The following is a 25,925-nucleotide window of genomic DNA, read 5'->3' as shown; positions in this document are numbered from 1 at the left end:
TCACTCCTGTACTAATCCTTTTAATATAAATCGTGCCTTCGTAGCATTCTTCTCTGCCTTTCGCAGCATTTTATTTCCTTTATCATTTAATTGATAATATTTAGCTCCCGCGTGATCCCAGCTAGATTGGATAAAGCGATTTTGTTCTAGACGATGTAATAAAGTGTATAGAGACCCTTCACCACCTTCGAATTTTTGAATCCCTCTCCCTCTTAGCAACTGCATCAATTCATAACCCGTTTTTTCATTCATAAGAAGTTGTAACACCGCTAAAAGGATATCTTCTTCCTTTTCGGACGATTGCTTGATTTTTTCGCGCACCTGCTTCTGGTGCTGATCAGAAAAACTCAAATGTTTAAACGTTGTGTTCTCCATTGATTTTCGCAAGCCTTTTAATCGATCTTCCATTTAATTATCCCTCCAATCCTTTCTTCAAAAGTTCCTTCGCTTTTTTCAGTCTCGTTTTTATCGTATTTTCCTTTACGTCTATTACCATAGCAATCTCTTTAATTGATAATTCTTCATAATAAAATAGATAAATGACTTCTCGATATTTTATCGGTAAATTCATTACTGCAGAAGCCAACCTACTATCCTCAACATTTTGAATAACTGTTTGTTCGACACTTTCTTTTTGACTCTCCATATACGTAAAGTCATCCTCTGTAACGATAACTTTTTTGTTATACCAACTTTTTACATAGTCCTTACATTGATTGATCGCAATTCTCCATAACCACGTTTTCACATTCGATTTCCCTTTATATGTATGAAGAGATTTATAACATTTCACAAATATATCTTGCGTTACATCCTCCGCAACCTCTTTATTATTCACATATGAATACACAAGCTGTAGGACTTCTTGTCCATACTTGTTCATTATTTCATCGATAAGTTCCTCCTTATCTTCTATTTCAAACGCTTCTATCGTTAATTCATCCACATCATTTCCTCCTTCCCATATATTAGACGACGCACTGTATGGAAAAGTTTTATAAATACATAAAAAAATACGGATGGTAATGTCCATACCGTTTTTTTATGAATATTTATTTACTTCTTGTCCCCTGACACTAATGCTCTGCTTAAAAACAGGAATTTTCATCCATATGTCTTGTTCCCTATTTTAAAACATAATACAATTAAAATGTAACTTAATAAGCTATAACTAGTAGGTGTGGCAATCATCTCTTCCATTTTGAAAAAAGGGGGAGGTGATAATATGATCGCGATGTTTGTAATTAAATTAGTGTATGGTATCCTAACCGGAGCTGGCGTTGTCATCGGTAGAAGATACGTCGGTCCGTGGCTAATTTCTGTATACAAAAAAGCGAGAACCACCCTGCTTCGTGGAAAAGGTAAGGGCGGTTCTCGGCTAAAACGTTAATGTAATTGTCTTATAACCGCACCTACTACCACCACAATAGCAAGTTAGGTTACACAAGGCAGAAGTTTCTCAGGCTTCTGTCTTTTTTATTTTATGCAAAATTCACACTAAATACTCTATCATCATTGTAACACATTTTATTTATTTTTAGTCAAGAGAAAAAACACCTCCTGAATCCGCTTAATAAGTATAAAAATTCAAAAAAATCAAACTATCTATCCCCTTAAGTATATAGGGAATAGATGGTTTAGTTTTTTTAACATGTGTTCCATTTTCATAGCTCACTTCAAATCACTGTGATTTTCACTTTATTCTTCTAAATACCCAATCGCGGCTAGTGCCTGTAAGTATTCTTGAAACAAGGGGTTTTCAATATTGCATTCTTCTTTTTCTAAGCCCATAAGAACTGTAAGTTTATTGTACATCATCTCTGAATGACCTAATAAGTTGAAGTAATTAATGTATGTGCCATCCGCACTTGCTAAAAAGATAACAATTAATTTACCTTCTTGGATTTCTTTATTGAAAAGATCTTGCTCATCGAAATCTGTATTTTGTTCAGATTGATTAAGTTGTATCATTTCAGCAAAATCTTTTTTTTCCGCATCACTAAACAACCCCATCAAAACAGCCTTTTCCTCGATCTTATAACACTTTACTATTTCTTTAAATTCGATATTTGGATCTAGATAAATGGAACCAATTTTATTTTTTTTGATTTCTGTAGCTCTATACTCACTTTTCAAAATTGTATCAATTTCGTCTATCGAAAATTTATTTGGGATGTTTCTCATTTTGTATTTTTCATAAAGTTTATTTATCATACACTACTCCTTTTTAATAGAATGAATGACCACCTGTTCTATTATGGATATGGAAGTGGAAATAATAACCTTCAGCTGACGTTTTTCCTTTGTCACGCTCAGGGCCAATTGGTGTTCTCCCGTTTCCAGCGTCTTTTGCAACAGTTGCGGCTAAAGCATAAGATTTTGACCAAACATTATTATTCTTTTTATCACTTGATTTCATTCTTGAAACTGCAGTTGCTTTAGAGATTGGTCCGCCAATATATAAATCACCTTTTGTTAAAACAGCAGCATAGTGATCATATTTTTTCTTTCGTAATTCTGCAGCAACTTTCCCCACTACCGTATATGTAGCACCTGCAATAATTACAGCAGCACCAATCGCGATTAAATGCGAAACAAGCCCTTGACCAATTACGCCTGCAAGCGGTAATAAGAACACTATAGAAGCATGTGCTTCCATAGAATCTACTTCAAAAGATTCGTTTGTTTTTATATCGGTAAATGTCGCTTTAAACACTTCCTCAGTAGCCTCTTCAACGTCAACTCTATATTCTTTTTCAACTTCATTTCCGTTTGCATCTTTTTCCATTGATTTCACTGTAAATGTGTTATCTGTTTTATCCCAAGCCGCTGAAACTGTTGCATCACCTTCTACCGTTTCAACTTCTGTTTGTACTTCTACTTTCTCACTATTATTCTCAAGTACTTCAATATTCTCGTCTTGAACCCAATCTTCAGCTAAAACTTTACCATTTGGAATGATTCCAATGCTTAAAACAAAGATTAACATTAATGATACTATCTTTTTAATCATAATTCTCCACCCCTACTATAATTTTATAAATCCATTGCCAATTTGATTACTGCCACCAATGTCCACAGTATTTTTTTCTAAAATTTTATACACTTCTTTAGGGAACTTTACTTTGCTAGATGACAGTTTAAATGTTTCCTTATTCGCAAGAATTAAAGATACAATTCCTGTTACGTGAGCCGTTGCTAGAGATGTTCCATTTTCAATCGAATAACCATTAGAAGTTGTAGTGGTTATGACATTCACACCTGGGGCTGCAAAATCAATTTTCCCATTCCTTGCAGCAAAACTTGCAACTTTATAAGCGTGATTTACTGCTGTTACTGAAATAACATCTTTATAATTAGCTGGATATTCAACTTTTCCGCCATAATTATTACCTGCAGCTGCAATAACAATTATCCCTTTTTGAATCGCCTTCTCAATCACCCTCTCAAGTTCAGGATGGTTAGAAGACATACCAAAGCTAATGTTTAACACATCAACATTGTTTTCAACGGACCAATTAATACCTTGAACTAAATTATCAATCTTTCCTTTTCCATCATCATTAAGAACTTTAACATCATAGAGTTCCACTAGCGATGCTGCAACGCCAGTGATTCCAATTTTGTTATTATGTGCTGCGATAATACCCGCCACAGTCGTTCCATGGCCTAAAACATCAATTACTGGATGTTGCGGCTCAATTACATTGTATTCTTTAATTACAAGATTTTTTAAATCATCATGTTGTTTTTCTATTCCACTGTCTAATATCGCAACCTTAATCTTACTTTTAGATTCAAATTCATAATATTCAGAATTTAAATTCGAAAGTGCCCATGATCTTACTTGCTCCTTTTTGCTTTTTTCTAGTAAAGCAAGGTTGTCTGATTGATTTATTTTAACCAAACCCGTACGTTGAAAGAAAAAGAAATAGACAGCGCAAATTGCAAAAACACAAACTAAAAAAATCAAAGAATACAAAATTTTCTTCTTAATCACTATCCCCTCCTAACCTTAAATAAATCCTAATATACATATATAACCAAAACAATACTGTTTTTTACTATTTTTTCTTGTTATACTGATACTGAGTTTAGATAAACATTTCACTTAGTAACCTATTCACCAAATGAATTTAATTGAAATAAATGTAAAAAAATAAAATTATCACCAGAAAACCCATCTCTTGATTCACCAGCAAGAGATAGTCACACTCGAAACATCCCCCAATATATTCTCGTAGAGTAGAAAACTGAAACAGATTAAATTTCTTTAGGGCTGGCTTCGCCTCATCAAACCGTACGTGAAGTTTTTCCTCATACGGCTTTCCGATATTCTTCCTTCTTTAGCTTTCCGTTTATTCTAGCTTCCTACTTTCACGAGTATGTATGTTGTTTTCTTTATCAATTCCTTGATACGGCCATGTTTCTTTCTAACATTTCTTTTCTTATTCCAGAAAAGGTTCAACCGTTCTAGGACATACCAGTCTATTTTACATAGCCACCTCTGTCCAATTGAAGATACACTATAATAGTTCTTGAACCCTTGTAGAATTCTATTTAAACCTTTTACCATCTCTTCTAATTGTAAATACAGTTTGTTCCTCGGCTCTGTGTATCTTTTAATGCGTTCTCGCATTTTCTTCATGGCTTTCTGGCTCGGAATATATGCCATCACATACACTTTCTTCCCGCCTTTCACAGGTTTAGGGTATTTTCGATGGTGAAATCCTCGAAAATCAAATCCCTCGTTGCCATCCCACGTATTCACTAGCTTTGACTTTTCTGTATAGATTGTAAGTTCTAACTTATTCATAATGGATTGTAGTATCCGAATACTTTCTAGTGCTTGTTGTTTTGTTTGACATACGATGACAAAGTCATCGGCATATCGAATTAGTTCCCCCAAGTGTTTACACTTCTTTTCCCAAATGGTGTCCATATAGTTTAAATATATATTAGAAAGTAACGGAGATATCACGCCACCTTGTGGTGTACCTACTGTCGTTTCATGAAATTGCGCATATTCCATGATTCCCGCTTCCAGCCATTTTCTAATGAGTTTTAACACTCTTCGGTCACTGATGCTTCTTTCTACAAGCCTTATTAATTTATCATAATTAATGTTATCAAAGTATCCTTGATGTCTACGTCTACTATCCAATGAGATGTTTTACTCGCTTTCCGTATCTTCGATATCGCTTGATGCGCGTTTCGTTTCGGGCGAAATCCATACGAACAGTCTTGAAAATCAGCTTCAAAGATTGGTTCAATGACTAATTTTGTTGCCATTTGTACAACTCTATCTTTGATCGTAGGAATTCCAAGTGGTCTTTGTTTTCCATCCCCCTTTGGAATATAGGTTCTTCTCACAGCTTGTGGATGATATGACTTATTTTTGAGCTCCTTTTACAACTCATTTAGAAAGTTACGTTCTCCATATTGGTGCACAATTTCCTCAATTCTTTGTCCATCCACTCCTCCACTTCCTCTATTCCGTTTTACTCTTCACCATGCTTCAGCTAGTATACCAGGACGATAAATCTTATCATACAACGCATGAAATCTTCGGCTTGAATTTTCTTTGGCACAAAGATATAAAGTCTTCCAAAGTTCTTGAGCTTTTACATCGGTGTAGTTAGCTAGTTTTCCAGCATTCACTCACTCGTACCTCCTTCCAACTTATGAACAAAGTAGAGGTCCTTCCCTACATAACGTTGTGTTGTGGTTATAATATTCAGTACTATGACCTCCTCCGACTCCCTCTTTACAGTCCACCATTTCGCATATGCTTATAGGCTTTCTCTCTCCTTTCTGAAAGAAAGGGCAAAGGAGGGTCTCCCTAGTTCCAGACACTACTTTCTCAACATACCATCCTCCGTACCCCGAGGGATTCCTCGATGCTGTGTTTCCAAGTTCTTCACATCTTCCATGGTTTTCGCCTATATTCACCAGGCTCAGCTTCCCTTTGTCCTATTGCTAGGTTTCTTTTAACGAGGCGGGCAAGGTTCACTTTATGTTACGGTCTGCTGATTCGCTCGCACTTCTAAGTAGAAGTTACTTTGTCACAGGGCTTCAACCTTAGGATTTCTCCACCAGTTGCCTGTCAGCTACGAGGCGACTTGGCTCTTACCTAGGCTGGACTTTCACCAGGAAGCAGTGTCCAGCTTAGCTGGGCACGCAAAATAAAAAGACTCTCTCCATTAATGATAAGAGTCTTTTTAACGCCAAATACTCATAATTTATCCCCTATAATAAAAAAAGAATTGTGCATTTTTATACCTACACAATTCTTTCTTCCAAAAACATATCTATCTATTTTACGCTAACGCAGCTGCCTGTTCTTGTTGATCTACAGGAATTACAGCGTCTGTTAATGCTTTTTCTAGTTCAGCTGTATATTTCATTTGTTCTTCTTTGCTCCAGCCTAGTTTCGCAGCCATGTAGTTGATTACTGCTTCTTTCCACTCATATACCCAGTGGATGTTGAAGAATACAGCGCCTCTGCGGCGTACGAAGAAGTCAACTGGTTTTGCTGTCATTTCGTAATCCATTGCGTATACAAGTGGGATTAGAACGTCAAGCGGCATGTTGTATTCTTTCGCTTCGTCTTTATGTTTTTTCGCTAAGCCAAATAGTACATCAACGTTAGAGCCATAGAATTTCGCGAATTCTTCTGCTTGTGCTTTCGTTAAACCAGATTTCTTACCTTCGTCTGCTTTTTTCGCAACGAATGCTGGGAATCCGTGTGAACCATCTACATGTCCACCAGAGATTGGCATATGTTTCGTATCGCTCTTCGGATATGCGCTATGACCTTCTTTTTGTAGTAAGTTCGTTACGTAATCTACTACCATTTCAGCCATTTTGCGGTATCCTGTTAATTTACCACCTGCGATTGTAATTAAACCAGATTCAGAAGTCCAAATTTCATCTTTACGAGAAATTTCAGATGCATTCTTACCTTCTTCATAAATTAACGGACGTACACCAGCCCAGCTTGATTCAATGTCTTTCTCTGTAATTTTCACACTTGGGAACATGTAGTTAATCGCATTAATGATATATGTGCGATCTTCTGTTGTCATTTGTGGTACAGCTGCATCTTTATCATAGAACGTATCCGTTGTACCTACGTATGTTTTTCCGCCGCGAGGAATCGCGAACACCATACGTTTATCTGGTGTATCGAAGTAAATCGCTTGCCCTAGTGGGAAACGTTTTTGATCAATTACTAAGTGAACACCTTTTGATAACTGAAGTACTTTTCCTTTTTTCGAGTTATCTTTTTCACGAAGTGTATCTACCCAAGGACCAGCTGCGTTTACAATTTTCTTACCGTAAACTTCATATACTTCACCATCTAGTAAATCGATTACACGTACACCGCATACTTTTCCATCTTTATATAAGAAACTGTCTACTTTTGCGTAGTTAACAGCTTTCGCACCATGCTCAATTGCTTCTTTCATTACTTCAATTGTAAGACGCGCATCATCTGTACGATATTCTACGTAGTAACCGCCGCCTTTTAATCCTTCTTTTTTTACAAGAGGCTCTTTATTTAATGTTTCTTCACGGTTAAACATCTTTCTGCGCTCGCTTCGTTTTACACCTGCTAAGAAGTCGTATACACGAAGACCAATTGATGTACTAAATGATCCGAACGTACCGCCTGTATGGAACGGAAGTAACATCCACTCTGGTGTTGTTACATGGGGACCGTTCTCATATACGATCGCACGCTCTTTACCCACCTCTGCTACCATTTTCACTTCAAGTTGTTTTAAATAACGTAGACCACCGTGTACAAGCTTCGTTGAACGACTTGATGTACCTGCTGCAAAGTCCTGCATTTCAAACACAATTGTTGATAACCCGCGTGTTGCTCCATCTAATGCAATACCAGAACCAGTAATACCTCCACCAATTACGATCACATCTAACTCTTGTTTATTTACTCCGTTTAATACGTCTTTACGTTGTTTACTTGAAAATTTCATGGTAATTCCTCCCTTTGATAACGAAAAAAGAGACCACAAACTCCGCTATAGATTTCGCCTCTATAGCGCGTTGTGGTCTCTCCAAATCTCCTACCGAATTATTAACTTGTCACCATTATAACACTGTTTATGATTATTTGAAAGCTTTTGTTGCTTCAATTGCTTTTTTCCATCCAGCATATAGCTCTTCGCTTGTTTTCGCTTCCATCGTTGGTTCAAAGCGTTTGTCCATATGCCACTGTGATTTAATTTCATCTTGGTTTTTCCAATATCCAACCGCAAGACCAGCTAAGTATGCTGCACCTAAAGCTGTCGTTTCGTTGATCACCGGACGCTCTACAGGAACATCTAAAATATCACTTTGGAACTTCATTAAGAAGTTATTTTTAACTGCTCCGCCATCAACGCGTAATGTTTTCAGTTCAATACCTGAATCTGCTTCCATTGCGCATAATACATCTTTCGTTTGGTAAGCTAAAGATTCTAGCGTTGCACGAATGAAATGCTCTTTCGTCGTACCGCGTGTTACACCAAACATAGCGCCGCGTACTTCACTATCCCAGTAAGGTGTTCCTAGTCCAACGAATGCTGGTACAACGTATACACCGTCAGTTGATTCAACGCGAGAAGCATACACTTCACTCTCACTTGCATCTTTAAACATGCGCATTCCGTCGCGTAACCATTGAATTGCAGAACCTGCTACGAAAATACTTCCTTCTAATGCGTAGTTTACTTTACCATCTATTCCCCATGCAATTGTTGTTAATAGACCGTGCTCAGAAGCTACTGCTTTTTCACCTGTGTTCATTAGCATGAAGCAACCAGTTCCGTAAGTATTTTTCGCCATACCTTCACCGAAACAAGCTTGTCCAAATAATGCTGCTTGTTGGTCACCAGCTACACCTGCAATCGGTACATTTTGACCGAAGAAGTGGTAATCAATTGTTTCTCCATATATTTCAGATGATGGACGTACTTCTGGAAGCATACTCTTTGGTACTGTTAACATTTCTAGAAGCTCATCATCCCACTGTAAGTCGTGAATGTTAAACATTAACGTACGTGATGCGTTTGAGTAATCTGTTACGTGTGCTTTACCACCAGATAGTTTCCATACAAGCCATGAATCAATTGTTCCGAATAATAGATCGCCGTTTTCTGCTTTCTCTCTTGCACCTTCAACGTTATCTAGAATCCACTTTACTTTCGTACCAGAGAAGTATGCATCAATTAAAAGACCTGTTTTTTCGCGAACCATTTCGCTATAACCTTTTTCTTTTAACTCATCACAAATTTCAGCTGTTTGGCGAGATTGCCATACGATTGCGTTGTAAATTGGTTTACTAGTTGTTTTATCCCATACAACCGTTGTTTCACGTTGGTTCGTAATACCGATACCAGCGATTTGTTCTGGTTTTACATCTGCTTCGCTTAAGCAAGTTGCGATAACTGCTAAAATAGATCCCCAAATTTCTTGTGCATTATGCTCTACCCAGCCCGGCTTTGGAAAATGTTGTGTAAACTCTTTTTGAGCTGAATGAACAATTTCACCTTTTTTATTGAATAAAATTGCACGTGAGCTTGTTGTTCCTTGGTCTAATGAAAGAATATATTTTTTCATATCGGTTTCCCCCTTATGCTACTTTTCTACTATTTGTATTGCTTCCGCTTTTTTTACTTGTCATATAAGAGATTGCTAGTACAATCACAGTTGCGATAATCACATAAATAAGTGCTGAATTTTGTTTTCCTTCAAATACAACTTGATGGAATAAACCTGCAAGTGATCCACCTAAAATTGGACCTACTACTGGAATCCATGCATACTTCCAGTTTGAACCGCCTTTTCCTGCAATCGGAAGGAAGAAGTGTGCGATACGCGGACCTAAATCACGTGCTGGGTTAATTGCGTATCCTGTTGTCCCACCTAATGATAAACCAATACTTACAATTAAGAAACCTACGATAAATGGATTTAATCCATCTGCAAATTTATTTGCACCAATTGCTAATATACCAAATACTAAAACGAATGTTCCAATCATTTCACTTAAAAGGTTTGCAAATGTGTTCGGAATTGCTGGACCTGTTGCAAATACACCTAACTTTGTTCCTGGATCTTCTGTTTCTTTCCAGTGTGGTAAGTAATGTAAATATACGATAACTGCCCCGATAATTGCCCCAATCATTTGTGCTACGATATAACCTGGTACGTCACTCCATGGGAACGCTCCCTTAAATGCCAGTCCTATCGTTAAAGCTGGATTCAAATGTGCCCCACTAATTGATCCAACCGCATACGCTGCAACCGCTACTGCTAAGCCCCAGCCCATTGTAATAACAATCCAACCTGAATCTTTCGCAAACGATTTCTTTAAACTTACACCAGCACAAACGCCGCCACCAAGTACGATTAACAACGCAGTCCCTATTAACTCTCCTAAAAATGCTGACATAGTATCCCTCCACAATCAATTTAAACGCTTCCAAATGTGATAGAGGTAAAATGAATGGCCATTCGTTTTTGTCAAAAGAAAAAGACCCACAGCTTTGCACGCTTCTATATAAATTTATATAGAAACAATGAAATGTGGATCTCTTCTTTTCTCCGTCACGTTTATTAACTTGTCTATAATGTTAACCTCTTATGAAAGCGGTGTCAACAGAATTTTTTCACATTTTCGTCACTTTTTTTGGTAATGTTTCCATAGTTCGCGTTTTGACGTCGTAATCGCTGTCGCACCAGCGTTTAAAGCTCTTTCCACATCTTCTACAGTACGAATAAAACCACCTGCTAAAATCGGTACACCAGTACGCTCTTTCACTTCAGCGATAATATCCGTCATTGCTCCTGGAAGCACCTCAATATAATCCGGTTTCGTCTTATCTAAAAGATTGCAGCTCTTCTCCATCGCACTCGAATCGATTAAAAAGATGCGTTGTATTGCCACAACACCTTTTTGCTTCGCCTTCATAATAACGCTCGCCTTTGTCGAAAGTAACCCGTACGGTCTAAACTCCTGACATAAATATTCCGTCGCATGCCCATCACTCTGCAAGCCATGAATTAAATCCACATGTAAAAACACCTTTTTACAATATTGCTTCGCAAGTGATATAACACTCTTCAATTGGCCGACATGAATATCTAAAATAACGATATATTCATACGAACTATGTAATAGCTTTTCCAAATCTTTAATTTGCCTCACTGCCGGCAAAATCTTCTGTTCATGAAATTCCATTCTATATGTCCCGATACGATAAACTTAACTAAATCTATACAATTCAATCAAATTTACACAAGTTAGTGCTTCATCGTGTTCTCGCAACCCCGAAGGGACGAGGGGTATAACACTCCACACGAGGCAGTATCGTTACCTCCTATTATCAAGCATTTATTTTACCCATCTTGATAAATTTATCGCAGCATTTACATCCCTATCGTGATAGCTATTGCATGAAGCACAACACCACTCACGTATTTTTAAGCTCCACTGTCCTTCTGGTTGAACTGAATGGTCGTATTTTACGCCGCAATATGAGCAAATCTTGCTTGAAGCGAACCATTTATCAGCTTTTACATACTGAATGCCGTACTTCTCGCACTTGTATGACAAACATTGAAAGAAGAAGTGTAATTTTTGAAATGAAAATGCTTTCGATAGTTTTTTGTTTTTTAACAGGTTTGAAATAGATAAGTCTTCCACAACAATCCTCATTGGTTTGGTTTTCACCAATTTAGCTGTTGCTTGACGGATATGGTTATTTCGGATATTCATAATTTTCCTAGATAACCGCAGGTGCTCAGCTTTCGCTTTTTCATATCCAGCAGATTGAATTTTCACACCTTTTTTAAATCTCCTAGACATATCTCTTTGCGCTGACTTTTTCTTTTTCAAAAGTTTTTTAACCTTGGCGTCTTTGTTTATATTTCGTTCTTTCGTACCATTAGAAGCTACAAACAGCTCTTTTAAACCAACATCCACACCGATTGACTCATTGGTTAGTTCTTGTGATTCAAAGTCTTCTTGGAACCCCACACTAATCCACCAGTGACGACCATCAAAGGTAACTCTTGGATTGGATGGTTTTTTATTCCTTGGTAGTTGTTGGCTTGTTTTCACTTCTCCAATAGACTGAATATGAACGGCTTTCTTTCCTATAACCAGTCTTTCATAATTGGCATAAAATCCTTGGATCAAATCTTTTTTGGATTTATAAGAAGTGTGATAACCATTTTTGTACTTTTTGAACGAATGTTTTCTCGCCGTATCAAAATCTTTTGAAGCCTGTTTGGGCACTTGTGCATTAATGTCTTTTAACCACTCATATCTCTTTTGCTTCTTGATCTTTGTAAATCGTTTCTGTAAAGCTAACTGTGAAACAGATTTTCCAAATAGCTTATAGTATCTATCACTCATTCTTTTACAATAGTTATAAGCGAATCTTGCAGCTCCAGCATGGTTTCTAAGCACTTTTTCTTGTTCAAGCGTTGGAATTAGTCTGACTTTCTTCGCCAATATCATCAGAATGTAACTCCTTTAATGAAAGATTTGTTCTTCTGAATCGTAGCGTGTTCCACCAGCATTCTCCTGAGACTACTCGGATGCAAACCTGTTAATTCTGATACTTGACTAACTCGTAAAAATTTCATTATTATTCTTACCTCATTGAATCCGCCATAGCACATACGTTCGATATATTCAATGAGGTTTGATAGATTTAATTAAATGTATCTCGTTCAACTAAGGGCGCAATTCCTTAGCCAGTTCTCTTATGAACTTCTCATGTTTTCACATGAGCGCAGACTATATGTTTATCTAATTAAAGATAGAGGATTTTTCCACCACCATAGGCTTGTGATGTACTCTCGTCAGTTATACGAGATAGTCGTTGAACGTTCATCTTATCACTTTTGACTTAGATGATTCGAGGCGGAAGACCCATTGTTCTAGTGTTTAGGATTTAACCTTGCACCATCTGATTGATTTTTTCTGCTTTCGCGACATTCACGCTCGCCATTTCTAGCCACGTTGTAGTTCAATCAGCTTTAGGGATTGCCCGCAGTTAACCCTCACTACTAGCCAATCACTTGACTAGCAGGGCTTACTGATATATTTAATTAACTTTGGTTATAAATGGTTAAATAAATCGTAACAGTTAGTTACCCTTCCTATCTATCCTTTATAGTACACAATTTGAGTAGAAAGAACAGCTAGTGCAGAGAAATTATTTCCTCTATCTATATATTTTCTTCAACTTATCGGAACCTATACCACCTATAATCATGAATGCAAGGGGTAAAAGATTCATTACATATGGCGCATCTGCTACAATTGCAATACTTGCTCCAGCAAATTTATTTAGCATCCATACAACGATTTTTGCAATAAGTAAAAATACCCCTATCATAAATAAACTATCAAAAAACACCTTCCATTTTGGATATGCCAATTTCTTACTATCTTCAATTACTTTCTGCGTCAATTCTTCATCACTCCTTAGCAGTTCATCAATCGTAATATCGAACAAATCACTTAAATGAATAATAATTTCAATGCTCGGATAGTTCTTTCCCGTCTCCCATTTCGAAACAGATTGCCTACTTACATGAATTTTTTCAGCCAAATCATTTTGCGACCAATTTCTTTTTTCCCTTTCTTCTTTTAAACGCTCACTAAAAATCATACTGTGTTTATCACCTCTCTATGCCCATTATGCTCAAATAAATGATGAAGAGTAAAGCTAGTTATCGTTGCATCGCCTGTGCAACTTATGCGTTACAGCTTATAATAGTGCTATTTTATATGTATCTTCCCTATACTATGCTCCGATAATAATTTCCCGAACAATAATACAAAGAGCGGATACTAATAAAGTGAAACTTTAATCAGCCCTCACCAATCGTGCTTTTACGGACAGCCCGCCCCCCACCTAACTTCTTTGCTTCCGCTGAATTTTGAGGTGGGGTCTTACTGCCCAGCAAATAGCGGGATAAAGACTAGATTAGGCATAAAAAATACGCCATCCCTTCTTATCAGTCTCCAGAAAGAATAACGCAAATTTTCATTTTTACTCATCATTTTTCGGACTATATGAAAACCCTGGATATTTCACAACAGGCCACTTCTCCTTACGCAGAGAATCCATTACTTGCGGGCCAACATGTATATTACTCTCCACTATTTCTTTAGGAGTCAGTGCCATCCATTGATTTAACGATACATCTTCAAAACGATTGCTTCTGAACATCTCTAAAAACCATAATGTTTCGGTACCTGTATTTTGAATATAATGCCCCGTCGCAAACGGTACATATCCGACATCGCCAGCTCTATAATCAAATGTACGAGCGGTACCATTTCCAAGAAACACAGTCATTCTCGCTTCCCCTGTCAAATAATATTGCCATTCATCATTATTCGGGTGCCAATGAAGTTCTCTCATTCCACCAGGCTCAACCTCAACGAGCGCTGCTGCGATCGTTTTTGAAATAGAGAAATTTGTAGAATCTACAATTCGAACGCTACCACCAGGAGTCTTAATTGGCTTTTGTTTTAACAGTTCATGTTTAAATGTTAAAGGAACTTCCCCTTTCGGTGATTGAACTTCCTGACTTTCAAGCGAACCTGGCACCTCTCCTTGATAAATATAAACTTGACCTGAAGGGATAGAATGAAAAGCACTCTCAGGTACTCCAAAATTAGCCGACAACACTTCTTTTGGCGTATGCGCAAACCAATCAGAAATAGCTAAAGTAGATAAATCAGAAAAATGTCCATCATCGAAAACAAGTAGAAATTCACAATGTTCCAATCCTTGAATGGAATGCGGAATACCAGGCGGAAAATACCAAAGATCACCTGGTCCAACATCAGCAATAAAATTCCGTCCATTTTGATCAACAGCCGTTATGCGTGCCCGTCCTAAAAGCATATACGCCCATTCTGCTTCTTTATGCCAATGTAGTTCTCGTACTCCACCGGCCGTTAAACTCATATTTACTCCCGCAATCGACGTCGAAACCGGTAGTTCCCGAGCAGTAATCTCCCGAGACCACCCGCCTTGTTTCAAAATCATAGAAGTGTCCGAGAATGAAAACTTCAAGTTAGGAACTAACCCTGCATCCGTTATAGGCGGAACGAGCATATTCGGATTTTGAATATCCCGCATAACATTACGAGGTCCAGAATCAATCGCACCTGCTCCGTCGCTACGGATTGGTTGTGGCACATTCCCTCCCGCTTCATTAACAGTACGTTTCTTCATGATTACACTCCTTTTTCATCCAATTAGTAAGTAAAAAGCCTCCATCATAGTGTATGAATTGGGCTTTGGATGGTTACAGTTACTATGGTTTAAACCGTGAAAAAAACGCGTCTACTATTGTTATTTTTTATCGGAAATTCAATATTCCCCATCAAATCTTCTTGTTCATTTCTCAACTTATACTAGTATGCTTAGCGCTTAGGAAGACAAAAAAAATAAACTAGAACTAACAAAAAAACCCTGTAAATTTTATTACAGAGTTTTTCACCAATTATTTATTGTTTTACATATCGAATACGAACATTATCGTCCATTTGATAAATTTGTAATGTGTTTCCATAACTAATTCCTAACTCTTCACTTGCACCAACTGCACCCACAAGTACCCCTTAAAATAATTTATTCTTAGTTGGTTTTACTACCGATACTCTTCGCTGCCTCTTCAAACAGTTTCGAACCTTCTTGTGCTTTACTTAATGATTGATGCATTTTACTTTCGTCTTCTTGGTCCAATGCATCAAATAGAAGTTGAAAACAATCCGCATATAGTTCCATCGACTGCTTTATCTTCGCCTGTTCTCCCTGTAACTCAGGAGGCGCTTGTAGATTCTTCAGTTTCGTTGCAGTTGCCTTTGCTCCACCTAAACTCAGTTGCACTTCACTTTTCTTTTGTTTGTATGATTTTACGTCTGAATCTGCTATTCCTTCAATTAATTTCATTGTATCTTCAATTTGAGTAGCACTGTTTATAATATCTGCCTTGTACCTTTCAACATCTGAACCCGTTACCTTACCAGTTGAAGAAGTTGAATTATTTGAAGAAGAACTTGGTTGACTACTTGATGAGCTACTATTTGTACCTTCACCTTTCGCTACTGATAAGCTATCCTCTTTCTTGCTATCAGTTGACTTACTCTCTTTTTCAGAAGTCTTATTCTCTTTCTCTACCTTTTGCGTTTCTTCTTTCTTTGGTTCAGCTTTCTTACCATCAGTTTCAATTGTAATACAACCACTCAATAACATAACTGGTAACGCTAAACTTACTAATTTCTTTGCTTTCATGATTACTAATACCCCTTTATATGTAAAATTCAGTGCAAACAAGTTAATATACTTAACTAATAAATCCCCCGAATAATTTATTAGAATCTACTATCCATAGATTTCCTGTATATTCATAATCTTTCCATATATATTATTTTACAGAGAATTACATATTTGGTCAAAGGGATTTATGTAGTCTTCACAGGGAAATTTACTAAACGAAAAGAAATTTTAATCACAAAGAAAAGAAGCTAACAATAAATTGTTAACTTCTCAGCTTAAAGCAAAATAGTATCTTTCCTTATCTTCTAATATCTAGGTTGTGATTGAATATTTGTAAGATGAACATCAAACATATCAATGATTTCAAGAAATCTATCAGCTTCACGGAAAACATGGTCTGCTAATAATGGATGAATGATACTCTTTATTTTACATTGCTCAATTAAATCACGTGCTGTTTTCTTAAAATCCCGAAGAGATGCAACCGACACACGATTTCGATCTAAAAATTGATCTAAAAGAGGGGCTGTTTGGGATTGTGGTTTCATAGATTCTAAGTCAATTGCTTGATACATCAATTCATCAAAATCATTGCTAAAATTCCGTGCTGTATCTACAAGCTTTCTTTCCGATGGATCAAGAAGATGGCCAATAAATTTAGCATGGTCTGCCATAATCCTTAAAAAGAAAACATTTTCTTTAATAATAGCATCAGGAAGAGCATCTAATTTACCTTCATTTAATTGTATTAAACGTTTTCTAAAATAATCAGCTTCCCTACTTGTATGGTCAACTAAAAGTGGAAAGTTATTTTATCCTGGCAATTTACATGTGAGAATTAATCCTAAAATTTTTCGTTTAAATCCCCAAATATTAGTTGCGGCTTGTTGTACTTCTGCATTAAATCTTTTTATTTGCTCAGGATCTGTTTCATTTGTATAGGAATGCGCTATTTGTTCAAACAATCGATAAAATTGATTCGCCTCTTCGATTAGTTGAGTATCCTCGCATCTAAATCCTAAACGAAGAAAAAAAGAATGCTCCTTCATGATTCTAGACCAAAAACGAATTTCATTTAATGAACGTTCAACAAACATTACAGATGTAACACCTGTATCCGGATGTAATGAAGTTTCATGCCTATGCATTGTTAATCCCCCCCAGTAAGATCCCCACTAGTTCCATTCTTATGAGTAAAAAAATATATAAATACCATCAATAAAAGTTTATGATGACTCTCTTATACATGTAAAATTAAACTAATATAACCTTAGCTTGATGAACATATACTGCTCCCGCAGAAGAAAAAAAGCTACCACCTAGATGTAAAATCCTACTAGGTGGTAACCTTTCAAAAGTTCTATTAAAGCAATACCGAATCTTTATCACTATCCTGATTACGTTTCTCACGCTCTTCTTCTAAACGCTTCATATATACTTCGCCTTCTTTTTCGATAAACTCATTATCCATATCTTGCTCTTTTTTCGAAGTATATAAAACCATGTAGCCACTTAGTACAATCCCGACAATTACAAGATACACCCACCATGGTAAAGTTTCCAAATCACTTCATTCCTTTCCTTAGACAAGCCTTATTAGTTTCACTTTATGAGGAAAGAAGTGGATTTATGCTTAAAATTTTTATTGTGGATGCTTCGCGAAAAATGCTTGTACATATTCCATAAACTCAATTGGTTCCTGACGAAACGGTGCGTGGTATCCTTTTTCAATAATATGAAACGTACTATTTGCAAATAGCCCATGATACAGTTCACCATTTTTCCACGAAACACTCTTATCATGTCGTCCCCATATAATTAAAGTCGGTACCTTAATTTTATCAGCTTCCATCGCAATGCGGCGCTCTCGCATTTTCGTAAGCTGATCATAATGCTCTTTATCATCACGACTATTTTTCACTTCATTTTTATTATACTTCGCAATCTCAGTGACAGTTTGTAAGTCCGTCGATAGCGGTGGTACTTCATAACTTTCTTTTTGCTGGAAAGACTCTATCCCTGTAGCATCCGCCAAGATGAGATGCGTTACTGTATCCGGATATAAATACGCTAAATTAAGGGACATCTCTCCGCCCATCGAATGACCGAGCACCGCAAACTGATCGTATCCGAGCTTCTTCATTAACTTATAATATAAATTCACTTGCGCAGGAAACGAATACTGAAAATCAACTGGCTTAGAAGAGCGCCCAAATCCTAAAATATCAACTGCAATAATCGTATGATCTCGCGCTAGTTCCGGATAAATATCACTAAATCCATCAGAAGAACCACCAAACCCATGCAACATAAGTAAAGGAGGTTTTCCCTCACCAATTTGTTTAAAATAAATCGTCTGCCCATCAATTTGCGCTATACTCTCTTTCGTATTCAGCTTCATCATAACAGTATCTTTCACTTCTCCAACCTTCGCAATCGGCTTCTCAACGAAATTACAAACAATTAACAAAACGAGCACAATACCGCTAATTAAATAAAACTTAAACCGTTTCAAAGTTCCCGTCTCCTTTCTTGAGTTGCTATTTAAAGTTTTTACATTTTTTGGTTATTTTATGTTCTCTTTTTAATTGTAACTGTAACAGTTACAATTATACTAAAAAAATATAACTCATTTCTATTACTAATGGTTATTATGTAACTATTATAGTTACATATTTAAAGTAAGTCAATTCTTTTCTCTACATGACCTGAAAATAGAAAAAGGGACTTCATGTTGAAGTCCCTTTCTTTGTTATTATAGTTGGCTTACTCCGCCATCTCCTCTATTATCTGCTGGTGCTCCACCTGTGTCGCCTCTAGTATAGTCTGGTTTTGCTGGTGCACCTCCGTCGCCTTTATTGAAGCTAACATAGTCTGGTCTTGCTGGTGCTCCACCCGTATCTCCTCTATTGAAACCAGCATAATCTGGTTTTTCTGGCGCTCCGCCTGTATCTCCCTTATTAAAACTAACATAGTCTGGTCTTGCTGGCGCTCCACCTGTGTCTCCTCTATTTGAATATTGATTTTGGGATCCAGCAAAGAAATTCAATCCAATTGACAATGTCAATACTAAACCCGTAATGAACAAACTAGTCTTTTTCATTTATTTTAACGCTCCCCTTTTTAAAATTCTCTTTTGAGCTTGACTACTAATAAAAAAGTACTTACTAGCTTTTTCATGATTTTCTTCCTGATAAAACTTATTAGCTAATATTTCCATATATTCTTTAACACATTCTAAAAGAGAATGTTCTTCAAAATACAAAATCCCTTCTAAAGTTACTTTCTCTAATTGACTTGCACTGGATTTAATATTCAACTCTTTTAAAATTATAAATCGATATTGGAATTCTTTATTTTGTAATTCGTTGCAAATTCTTAAGCCTAATTCTATTAATTCATTAGCAGTTTCTACCCTACCTAATTTATAATTTTCTTCCGCTTCAGTAAAAATTGCTTTAAAATTTTTAGGCATTTTTTGAGTAACTTCACTTAAATGTCTAATCGCTAAATCAGATAAATCTTGACTGCCATATAGCCATCCTAAATTATTTCTAACCATTAAAATATACTTCTCATGCTTAGCTTGTTGGAAAACATTTAATGCATCATTAAAATTTTCCTCCGCTAATTCAAATTGTCTTAAGTCTATACAACATAAACCCAATATATTCTCACATAAAGCCAAATTAATCTCATATCCTGGTTGCTTCGTAAAATCTTCTTTTGCCTTTTTCAAATAATCAATCGCATTGATTTGTTGATAAGAATGATAATAGAAATTCCCCATCCGATAATTAAACTCCGCATGTTCTATCGGATCTGCAATATATTTCAATAACTTCTCAGCTTGCTCATACTGTTCTTTCGCTTCGTTATAATTTGAAATTAATGTGCAATGAAACCCTTTAAAAAAGTGATAATAATAAGCTAAAAAGCCCTCTGTTGGAATTTCGAAAGATTCCACTTTATCAAAACTATCTTCTCTAACTGAAATCCAATCAACTAATGCATCATATCTAAAATTCAACAACGCATGATAAAGCAATACATCCTGATCTACGTCCAACCCACTAATCTTACTTTCAATCTCCTCTTTCATTTCCGTAGCTTTCTCTATATTTTGCTGTAACATTACACGATACCAATCATCTAAAGAATGTTTCATTTGCTCCCGCGTTACTACATCTGCTCCCATACACTCGCATCCCCTTTTCTCCAAAATCACAAAATTAGGATTTTTATACAATTATCAAAATTGTATATTACCACTCCTTTTCTATGTATTGAAAAATAATTATTAGAAAATTCTATATTTTAATTAATTATACCAAAGTTTTCCTTTTTAATAACTTGAGAAACAATTGTCAGAAAACTTACTAGAATAAATAAAAAAGCAAGCAGTTCCAGCACTCCGCTAAAACTACTTGCTCTATTTTTACTCTTTAATAAATTCCTTCGTACTTCTCACTGTATCAATTGGACGAACTAATTTTTCAATTTCTTCACGTTTTGGCTCTAGGAATGGAGGTAAAGATAATTTTTCGCCAAGCGTTTCGTATGGCTCATCTCCCATAAATCCTGGTCCATCTGTTGCGAATTCAAATAAAATTTGTGGTGCAACTCTTGCATATAATGATTCGAAGAAGTGACGGTTTACATATCCAGATGAAGGAAGTCCTACGCTACTGATTCTCTCAATCCATTCTTCTAATACAGCGCGATCTTCTACGCGGAATGCCGCATGGTGCACTGTACCAAAACCTTGTTGTGCTTCAGGAAGAACTGTATTATGTTCTACAATAACAGATGCACCGTTTCCGCCTTTGTTCACTTCAAATAAATAGAATTCCCCTTCTTGCGCAACCTCTTTAAATAATAGAACTTTTTCTAACACTTCTTTGAAGAAGCTAAAGTTTGCAATACGGATAAATACAGGTCCTAAACCAGTGATTGCATATTCTAATGGTACTGGCCCGTTTTGCCACGGTGTACCTGATTCGATTCCTTTATCAAGTTCATCTGAGATTAATTGATATTGTTGGTCATCAAAGTCAACGAAAGAAAGAGTTTTCTTACCAAATTGCTCTTTAATTCCTGTATGTTCTACTTCAAGACGGTCAAAGCGTTTCACCCAATACTCTAATGCTGCATCAGTCGGAACACGGAATGAAGTTTTTGAAATTTCATTTGTACCGTGTACGCCTTTCGGAACACCTGGGAAATCAAAGAATGTCATATCTGTTCCTGCACTCCCTTTATCATCTGCAAAGAATAAATGATACGTTTGAATATCATCTTGGTTTACTGTTTTCTTAACTAAACGCATTCCTAAAACGTGAGTGAAAAACTCATAGTTCTTTTCTGCACTACTTGTAATCGCTGTAACGTGGTGAATTCCTTTTAATTGGTTCATTTTATATTCCTCCAATGTTTTTTAATTTATATTTTCTCTCCTATTACTTCTCTTCAATAGGTGCTAAATTCGCTTCAATCTCTGCACGCTGATCTTCTAAGAACGGTGGTAAATCAAGTTTTTCTCCTAAATGTTCCACATCTCCATCAACTGTAAATCCTGGTCCATCTGTCGCAATTTCAAAAAGGATTCCGTTTGATTCACGGAAATATAAGCTTTTAAAGTAGAAACGGTCGATGATTCCTGAAGACTGGAAGCCTCTTTGTTTCACCTGTTCTTCCCAATAGGCAAGCTCTGCATCGTTTTTCACGCGAATTGCTAAATGGTGAATGCTCCCTCGGCCCGGCTTTTCAGTAGGTCCATCTAAATATTTCACAACGATTTCTCCAAAAGCCTCTCCTTTAATGGATTGAAAAATTGCTTCCTCTTCGCTACGGCTAACCGCTGTATAACCGAACATCTCTGTAAGTGTACTCGACATTTTATCAAGTCTACGAACTGTCATTTCCACAGAAGCCATTCCTTGAATTTGATGCTTTGCAGGAACTTCTGATTTCTCCCAAGTTTCCCAGTGCTCTACTTTTTCTCCGTTTGAAACGAGTAGTACTAAGCGAAGACCTTCAGCATCCTCAAATTGTAAAGCAGGACGATTTGCATATGTTGTCATTTCACTATGTTTCACATCAAAATTCTCAAATCGTTCTTTCCAGTAATGTAAGCTTTCCTCTGAAGGAACGAGTAATCCAATTCGAGTAATCGCATTCGTACCGCGATATGTTCTTCCTACTAATGGAATTTCAAAAAATGATAATTCCGTACCTGGACTTCCTGTTTTATCTCCATAAAATAAGTGGTACATTGACGGATCATCTTGATTTACTGTCATTTTCACACGACGTAAGCCAAGCACGTTTTTATAAAAGTGATTATTTTCATTTGCATTTTTCGTAACCATTGAAATGTGATGATGCCCTTTAATTTTATACATTGGTTATTCCTCCGTTTCGTTTTACTAGTCAAGTGATAACTAAAAAAATAATATTTCCCACAACTAATATGGTTTTTAGCTTTTCAATTTATTCTTAATTATGTTTTTGTAAATTCATCTTAGTTTTTACTGTATAAGTTACTTTGTTTTTTAATCGAAAACAACTGAGTGTATGTTTTTCATATGACTCAATCGCTTTCGCTACTATCACTTTACACCTCAAGTGATAGAAAAGCAAGTGAAAAATCTCGAATTCAAGATTTTTCCGTTAAATAACATTTAGGGTGTAAAATCTGATTATTTATGTAATTGACATTCTATTAAAACGCTCATTTACAGAAGAACATTATTCAAGTGAAGCCCTCTATAATTCAATTACAACTCCTTGAAAGTTTATGATACTATCCTGATCACACTTTTTATATTTAATGTTTTAAGGAAAAAAGCTATACTATAAGCGAAACTAAAAATCAGAAAGGAAATACCAGAACATGGAAAATTATATGCTATTTATCCTTACAGCACTCCTTATTATAATGATGCCTGGTCCCGGTTTTGCTTTAGTTACAAAAAACACTATCTCTCATGGTAGAAATGGTGGGATAAAGACCGTCTTAGGAACGGTATCTGGAATGATGATTCATACAATAATGGCTACACTAGGACTCTCTGCTATCTTAATGAAATTTGCTATGCTATTTACATTAATAAAATATGCTGGGGCATTTTATTTAATTTATTTAGCTGTAAAGTCAATTAAAAGTGCCTTTTCTAAAAAAGAAGATATGTCAGGTTCAGTGGAAATAAACTCTAAGGATATTGGAACGGTTAAAAGTTTTAGACAAGGATTTACCACGGCAATCTTAAACCCAAAAACGGCTGTATTTTTCCTTAGTTTTCTACCCCAATTTATTGTGAGTAATCAAAGTCATTTCTTCCAATTTCTTTTGTTGGGATTCACATTTACGACTTTGACAGCAATATGGTATTTACTTTATATCTCTCTAATACGTCAATTAAGAACTTTTTTAAGAAAAGAAAAGGTGAACCGTACAATAGAGGGTATTACTGGCACAGTATTATTAGTATTTGGAGTTAGGCTATTTTTCCAAAAATAAATATGTAATAGAGAGAGTTTAAAACTTTCGGTTTTTCCAATAAATGAATCAATATAAAAAGTATGGCTTTCAAACAGTAAAAAAGTGAACAAACGGGTGTGTTTGTGGAATAAGCTTCAATAAAATAACCAAACTTTTTATAAAGAAGTGAATCGATTATATTAAAATTGATATAAAGGCGTTATCCTTTCCTATGATTTCTCAGAAAGAATAACGCCTTTTTCTTTTTAGAGGGTATTTTGTCTAGTTAGCTTGATAGCGATGTGGTTCTATCCCTTATAAAGTGAAACTTTAATCAGTGGGGGTTTTGTTCATCCCCCACTGATTATTAGTTGAACCAATCGGGCTTTTACGGACAGTTGATCCCCCACCTAACTTCTTTGCTTCCGCTGAATTTTGAGGTGGGGGTCTTACTGCCCGTTAATGCGGGATAAATGTTACAAAAACATTTATAATAGCTCTAACTTGCACAATGCTTCCCGTTAATATAATACGCTGATTCTGTGAAAACCGTAAATACAACCTCTACTTCTGGAAGTCCAAAATCCATTACATATGTAGTAATGGCCTTGGCAAATCGATCACGAATTTCCTGTCCACGCTCGAACCATTTCACTTCAATAAGAGGAAACGCTTCTATTTCTTCTCCATTGAATACAAACGTAGAACTTGGTAGTTCCAACGTAAAATTATCCGTACCACACTCACAAATCTCTGCGAGCTCTTCTACTAATGGCTTGCTTATGTGTTTTAATTGTTCAGTAGTAATTCCACGAAACACAACATGCGGCATGTGAATCCCTCCTTTAGATAGTTTTATATTTGCCCACATCATAGCACAATTCTCCCACCTTTTAACAAAAATAGATGCTAAACAAGTTTCAACTCTTATTTTTAGGCCTGTTATACAGGCTGAAGCGATTCTAAGTATCTGCCATATTAAAGTTGATATGCTCCCATTCTAGTGGTGAGATATGTTTTAATCGTTCTTCGTTAACCCCATGCGTACTTCTTAACTATTTCATTTAATTTTTAATAAAGAAAACAGCCTCACTAAGCTTTTAAAACTTAATGAGGCCACTTTATTCACACTTTTAATTATGGAACGTCGGTTTATAGAACGAACGATTATCAAGAGCAAAGACACGCTCAGTGTATTCACCTGGTTTTGTGCGTCCTAATGCACGGTCCATCATGTTCATTTTTGCATCTAAGTTATCGATGTAGTGCAGAATTTCTGCTTCTTTTACTAACGGTGGTTTTGGGCTACCCCATTCTGCTTTTCCGTGGTGAGAAAGGACGATGTGTTGAAGAATTAATACTTCTTCTGCATCGATGTTCAGCTCATCTGCTGCTTTACCAATTTCGTTCACCATGATAGAAATGTGGCCTAGTAAATTTCCTTCTAACGTATACGTTGTAGAAATTGGACCAGATAGTTCAATTACTTTACCAAGGTCATGTAAAATAACGCCTGCATATAGTAAGTCTTTATCTAATGATGGGTATAGATTTGAAATAGCTTTAGCTAAATCTAGCATCGATACGACGTGATAAGCTAGTCCAGATACGAACTCATGATGATTCTTTGTCGCTGCTGGATATTCTAAAAATTCGTTTTGATGCTTATTTAACAAATGTCTTGTTAGACGCTGAATGTTCGGATTTCTCATTTCAAATATGTATTGTGTAATTTTCTCAACCATATCTTCTTTTTTCACTGGTGCTTTTTCTACGAAATCCGAGATGTCTGTTACTTCATTTTCATTCGCAACACGGATTTGTTTCACACGTAATTGAATACGTCCTTTGTAGTTTAAAATATCACCAGCTACTTTAACGATTGTTTCTGCTACATATTGTTTCTCAACTTCTGGTGATACGTCCCATAGCTTCGCTTCAATATCTCCACTTGGATCTTGTAAGATTACTGTTAAAAATGGCTTTCCATTACTTGCTAGACCTTTTGTCGCTGTTTTAATTAACAAGAAAACATCGACTTGTTCACCAACTTCATATTCTGCAATTTTCTTTTTCATTCGAATTCCTCCACCAAATCAGTTACTTTTAGTATAGCA

The 25,925-nt window shown here is 36.2% G+C and carries 23 protein-coding genes and 2 pseudogenes; 2 read left to right on the top strand and 23 right to left on the bottom strand.

Features of this window, described 5'->3' with window-relative positions:
• Together JFU02_RS24845 and JFU02_RS24840 are read right to left on the bottom strand one after the other, a co-directional pair.
• Positions 1 to 408: a PadR family transcriptional regulator gene (locus JFU02_RS24845; protein ID WP_000390151.1), complete on the bottom strand. Its 408-nt coding sequence runs from the start codon at positions 406 to 408 to the stop codon at positions 1 to 3.
• A 4-nt stretch (positions 409 to 412) separates the two neighbouring features.
• Positions 413 to 946 (bottom strand): sigma-70 family RNA polymerase sigma factor, encoded by a 534-nt coding sequence (locus tag JFU02_RS24840; RefSeq protein ID WP_086407074.1) that lies wholly within the window; start codon positions 944 to 946, stop codon positions 413 to 415.
• 279 nt (positions 947 to 1,225) lie between these two features.
• On the opposite strand from JFU02_RS24840, the gene JFU02_RS24835 reads away from it, so the two are divergent.
• On the top strand, positions 1,226 to 1,390 hold the full coding sequence (locus JFU02_RS24835) for a hypothetical protein (RefSeq protein WP_000561154.1): 165 nt from the start codon (positions 1,226 to 1,228) through the stop codon (positions 1,388 to 1,390).
• Positions 1,391 to 1,698: 308 nt separating this feature from the next.
• On the opposite strand, the gene JFU02_RS24830 is transcribed toward JFU02_RS24835, so the two are convergent.
• The 19 genes and pseudogenes from JFU02_RS24830 to JFU02_RS24740 all read right to left on the bottom strand — a co-directional run bounded on the left by JFU02_RS24830 (position 1,699) and on the right by JFU02_RS24740 (position 22,729).
• Entirely contained in the window at positions 1,699 to 2,214 is a 516-nt protein-coding gene (locus JFU02_RS24830) for a hypothetical protein (RefSeq protein WP_000608809.1), read from the bottom strand.
• 13 nt (positions 2,215 to 2,227) lie between these two features.
• Positions 2,228 to 3,013 carry an SAR2788 family putative toxin gene (locus tag JFU02_RS24825; protein ID WP_000592051.1) on the bottom strand — a complete coding sequence of 262 codons (786 nt, stop codon included), beginning with the start codon at positions 3,011 to 3,013 and terminating at the stop codon, positions 2,228 to 2,230.
• 15 nt (positions 3,014 to 3,028) lie between these two features.
• Entirely contained in the window at positions 3,029 to 4,000 is a 972-nt protein-coding gene (locus JFU02_RS24820; RefSeq protein ID WP_201071813.1) for a S8 family serine peptidase, read from the bottom strand.
• A gap of 363 nt (positions 4,001 to 4,363) precedes the next feature.
• Positions 4,364 to 5,661, bottom strand: a pseudogene (ltrA, locus tag JFU02_RS32820) (group II intron reverse transcriptase/maturase).
• Positions 5,662 to 6,320: 659 nt separating this feature from the next.
• Positions 6,321 to 8,003, bottom strand: a complete 1,683-nt coding sequence (glpD, locus tag JFU02_RS24810; RefSeq protein ID WP_000672827.1) for an aerobic glycerol-3-phosphate dehydrogenase — start codon at positions 8,001 to 8,003, stop codon at positions 6,321 to 6,323.
• 133 nt (positions 8,004 to 8,136) lie between these two features.
• A complete protein-coding gene (gene glpK / locus JFU02_RS24805) occupies positions 8,137 to 9,627 on the bottom strand; it encodes a glycerol kinase GlpK (protein ID WP_000760014.1) in 1,491 nt (496 codons plus the stop codon).
• A 13-nt stretch (positions 9,628 to 9,640) separates the two neighbouring features.
• Positions 9,641 to 10,462, bottom strand: coding sequence for a glycerol uptake facilitator protein GlpF (glpF, locus tag JFU02_RS24800; protein ID WP_001272200.1), 822 nt, complete (start codon positions 10,460 to 10,462; stop codon positions 9,641 to 9,643).
• A gap of 228 nt (positions 10,463 to 10,690) precedes the next feature.
• Complete coding sequence (glpP, locus tag JFU02_RS24795) at positions 10,691 to 11,251, bottom strand: glycerol uptake operon antiterminator GlpP (RefSeq protein ID WP_000394286.1); 561 nt, start codon at positions 11,249 to 11,251, stop codon at positions 10,691 to 10,693.
• A gap of 153 nt (positions 11,252 to 11,404) precedes the next feature.
• Positions 11,405 to 12,535 (bottom strand): RNA-guided endonuclease InsQ/TnpB family protein, encoded by a 1,131-nt coding sequence (locus JFU02_RS24790; protein WP_201071811.1) that lies wholly within the window; start codon positions 12,533 to 12,535, stop codon positions 11,405 to 11,407.
• A gap of 712 nt (positions 12,536 to 13,247) precedes the next feature.
• Positions 13,248 to 13,697 carry a helix-turn-helix domain-containing protein gene (locus JFU02_RS24785; RefSeq protein WP_000577640.1) on the bottom strand — a complete coding sequence of 150 codons (450 nt, stop codon included), beginning with the start codon at positions 13,695 to 13,697 and terminating at the stop codon, positions 13,248 to 13,250.
• 384 nt (positions 13,698 to 14,081) lie between these two features.
• Positions 14,082 to 15,278: an oxalate decarboxylase family bicupin gene (locus tag JFU02_RS24780; RefSeq protein WP_201071808.1), complete on the bottom strand. Its 1,197-nt coding sequence runs from the start codon at positions 15,276 to 15,278 to the stop codon at positions 14,082 to 14,084.
• A 405-nt stretch (positions 15,279 to 15,683) separates the two neighbouring features.
• Positions 15,684 to 16,340: a DUF7018 domain-containing (lipo)protein gene (locus tag JFU02_RS24775; protein ID WP_000644838.1), complete on the bottom strand. Its 657-nt coding sequence runs from the start codon at positions 16,338 to 16,340 to the stop codon at positions 15,684 to 15,686.
• Between the two features lie 290 nt (positions 16,341 to 16,630).
• Positions 16,631 to 17,473, bottom strand: a pseudogene (locus JFU02_RS24770) (DUF2935 domain-containing protein).
• A 215-nt stretch (positions 17,474 to 17,688) separates the two neighbouring features.
• A complete protein-coding gene (locus tag JFU02_RS24765; protein ID WP_000449223.1) occupies positions 17,689 to 17,889 on the bottom strand; it encodes a sporulation YhaL family protein in 201 nt (66 codons plus the stop codon).
• Positions 17,890 to 17,967: 78 nt separating this feature from the next.
• Complete coding sequence (locus JFU02_RS24760) at positions 17,968 to 18,840, bottom strand: alpha/beta fold hydrolase (protein WP_098223953.1); 873 nt, start codon at positions 18,838 to 18,840, stop codon at positions 17,968 to 17,970.
• 240 nt (positions 18,841 to 19,080) lie between these two features.
• Complete coding sequence (locus tag JFU02_RS24755; protein ID WP_098285849.1) at positions 19,081 to 19,428, bottom strand: hypothetical protein; 348 nt, start codon at positions 19,426 to 19,428, stop codon at positions 19,081 to 19,083.
• Entirely contained in the window at positions 19,429 to 20,523 is a 1,095-nt protein-coding gene (locus tag JFU02_RS24750) for a response regulator aspartate phosphatase (protein ID WP_000500589.1), read from the bottom strand.
• Positions 20,524 to 20,763: 240 nt separating this feature from the next.
• Entirely contained in the window at positions 20,764 to 21,741 is a 978-nt protein-coding gene (locus tag JFU02_RS24745; RefSeq protein WP_001072581.1) for a ring-cleaving dioxygenase, read from the bottom strand.
• A 43-nt stretch (positions 21,742 to 21,784) separates the two neighbouring features.
• Positions 21,785 to 22,729, bottom strand: coding sequence for a ring-cleaving dioxygenase (locus JFU02_RS24740; RefSeq protein WP_000276685.1), 945 nt, complete (start codon positions 22,727 to 22,729; stop codon positions 21,785 to 21,787).
• Between the two features lie 491 nt (positions 22,730 to 23,220).
• On the opposite strand from JFU02_RS24740, the gene JFU02_RS24735 reads away from it, so the two are divergent.
• Positions 23,221 to 23,847 (top strand): LysE family translocator, encoded by a 627-nt coding sequence (locus JFU02_RS24735; protein ID WP_000433006.1) that lies wholly within the window; start codon positions 23,221 to 23,223, stop codon positions 23,845 to 23,847.
• A gap of 460 nt (positions 23,848 to 24,307) precedes the next feature.
• Here the strand turns inward: JFU02_RS24735 and JFU02_RS24730 are convergent, their stop codons facing one another.
• Positions 24,308 to 24,640, bottom strand: coding sequence for a DUF1904 family protein (locus tag JFU02_RS24730; protein WP_001120954.1), 333 nt, complete (start codon positions 24,638 to 24,640; stop codon positions 24,308 to 24,310).
• A gap of 301 nt (positions 24,641 to 24,941) precedes the next feature.
• Entirely contained in the window at positions 24,942 to 25,886 is a 945-nt protein-coding gene (gene yhaM / locus JFU02_RS24725) for a 3'-5' exoribonuclease YhaM (RefSeq protein ID WP_000726650.1), read from the bottom strand.
• Positions 25,887 to 25,925: the final 39 nt, after the last annotated feature.

This window comes from Bacillus sp. TH13 (assembly GCF_016651175.1).
Taxonomy (GTDB): Bacteria; Bacillota; Bacilli; order Bacillales; family Bacillaceae_G; genus Bacillus_A; species Bacillus_A thuringiensis_S.
Note: the sequence above shows the minus strand (reverse complement) of the source record. Positions and strands in the feature narration are given on the sequence as shown.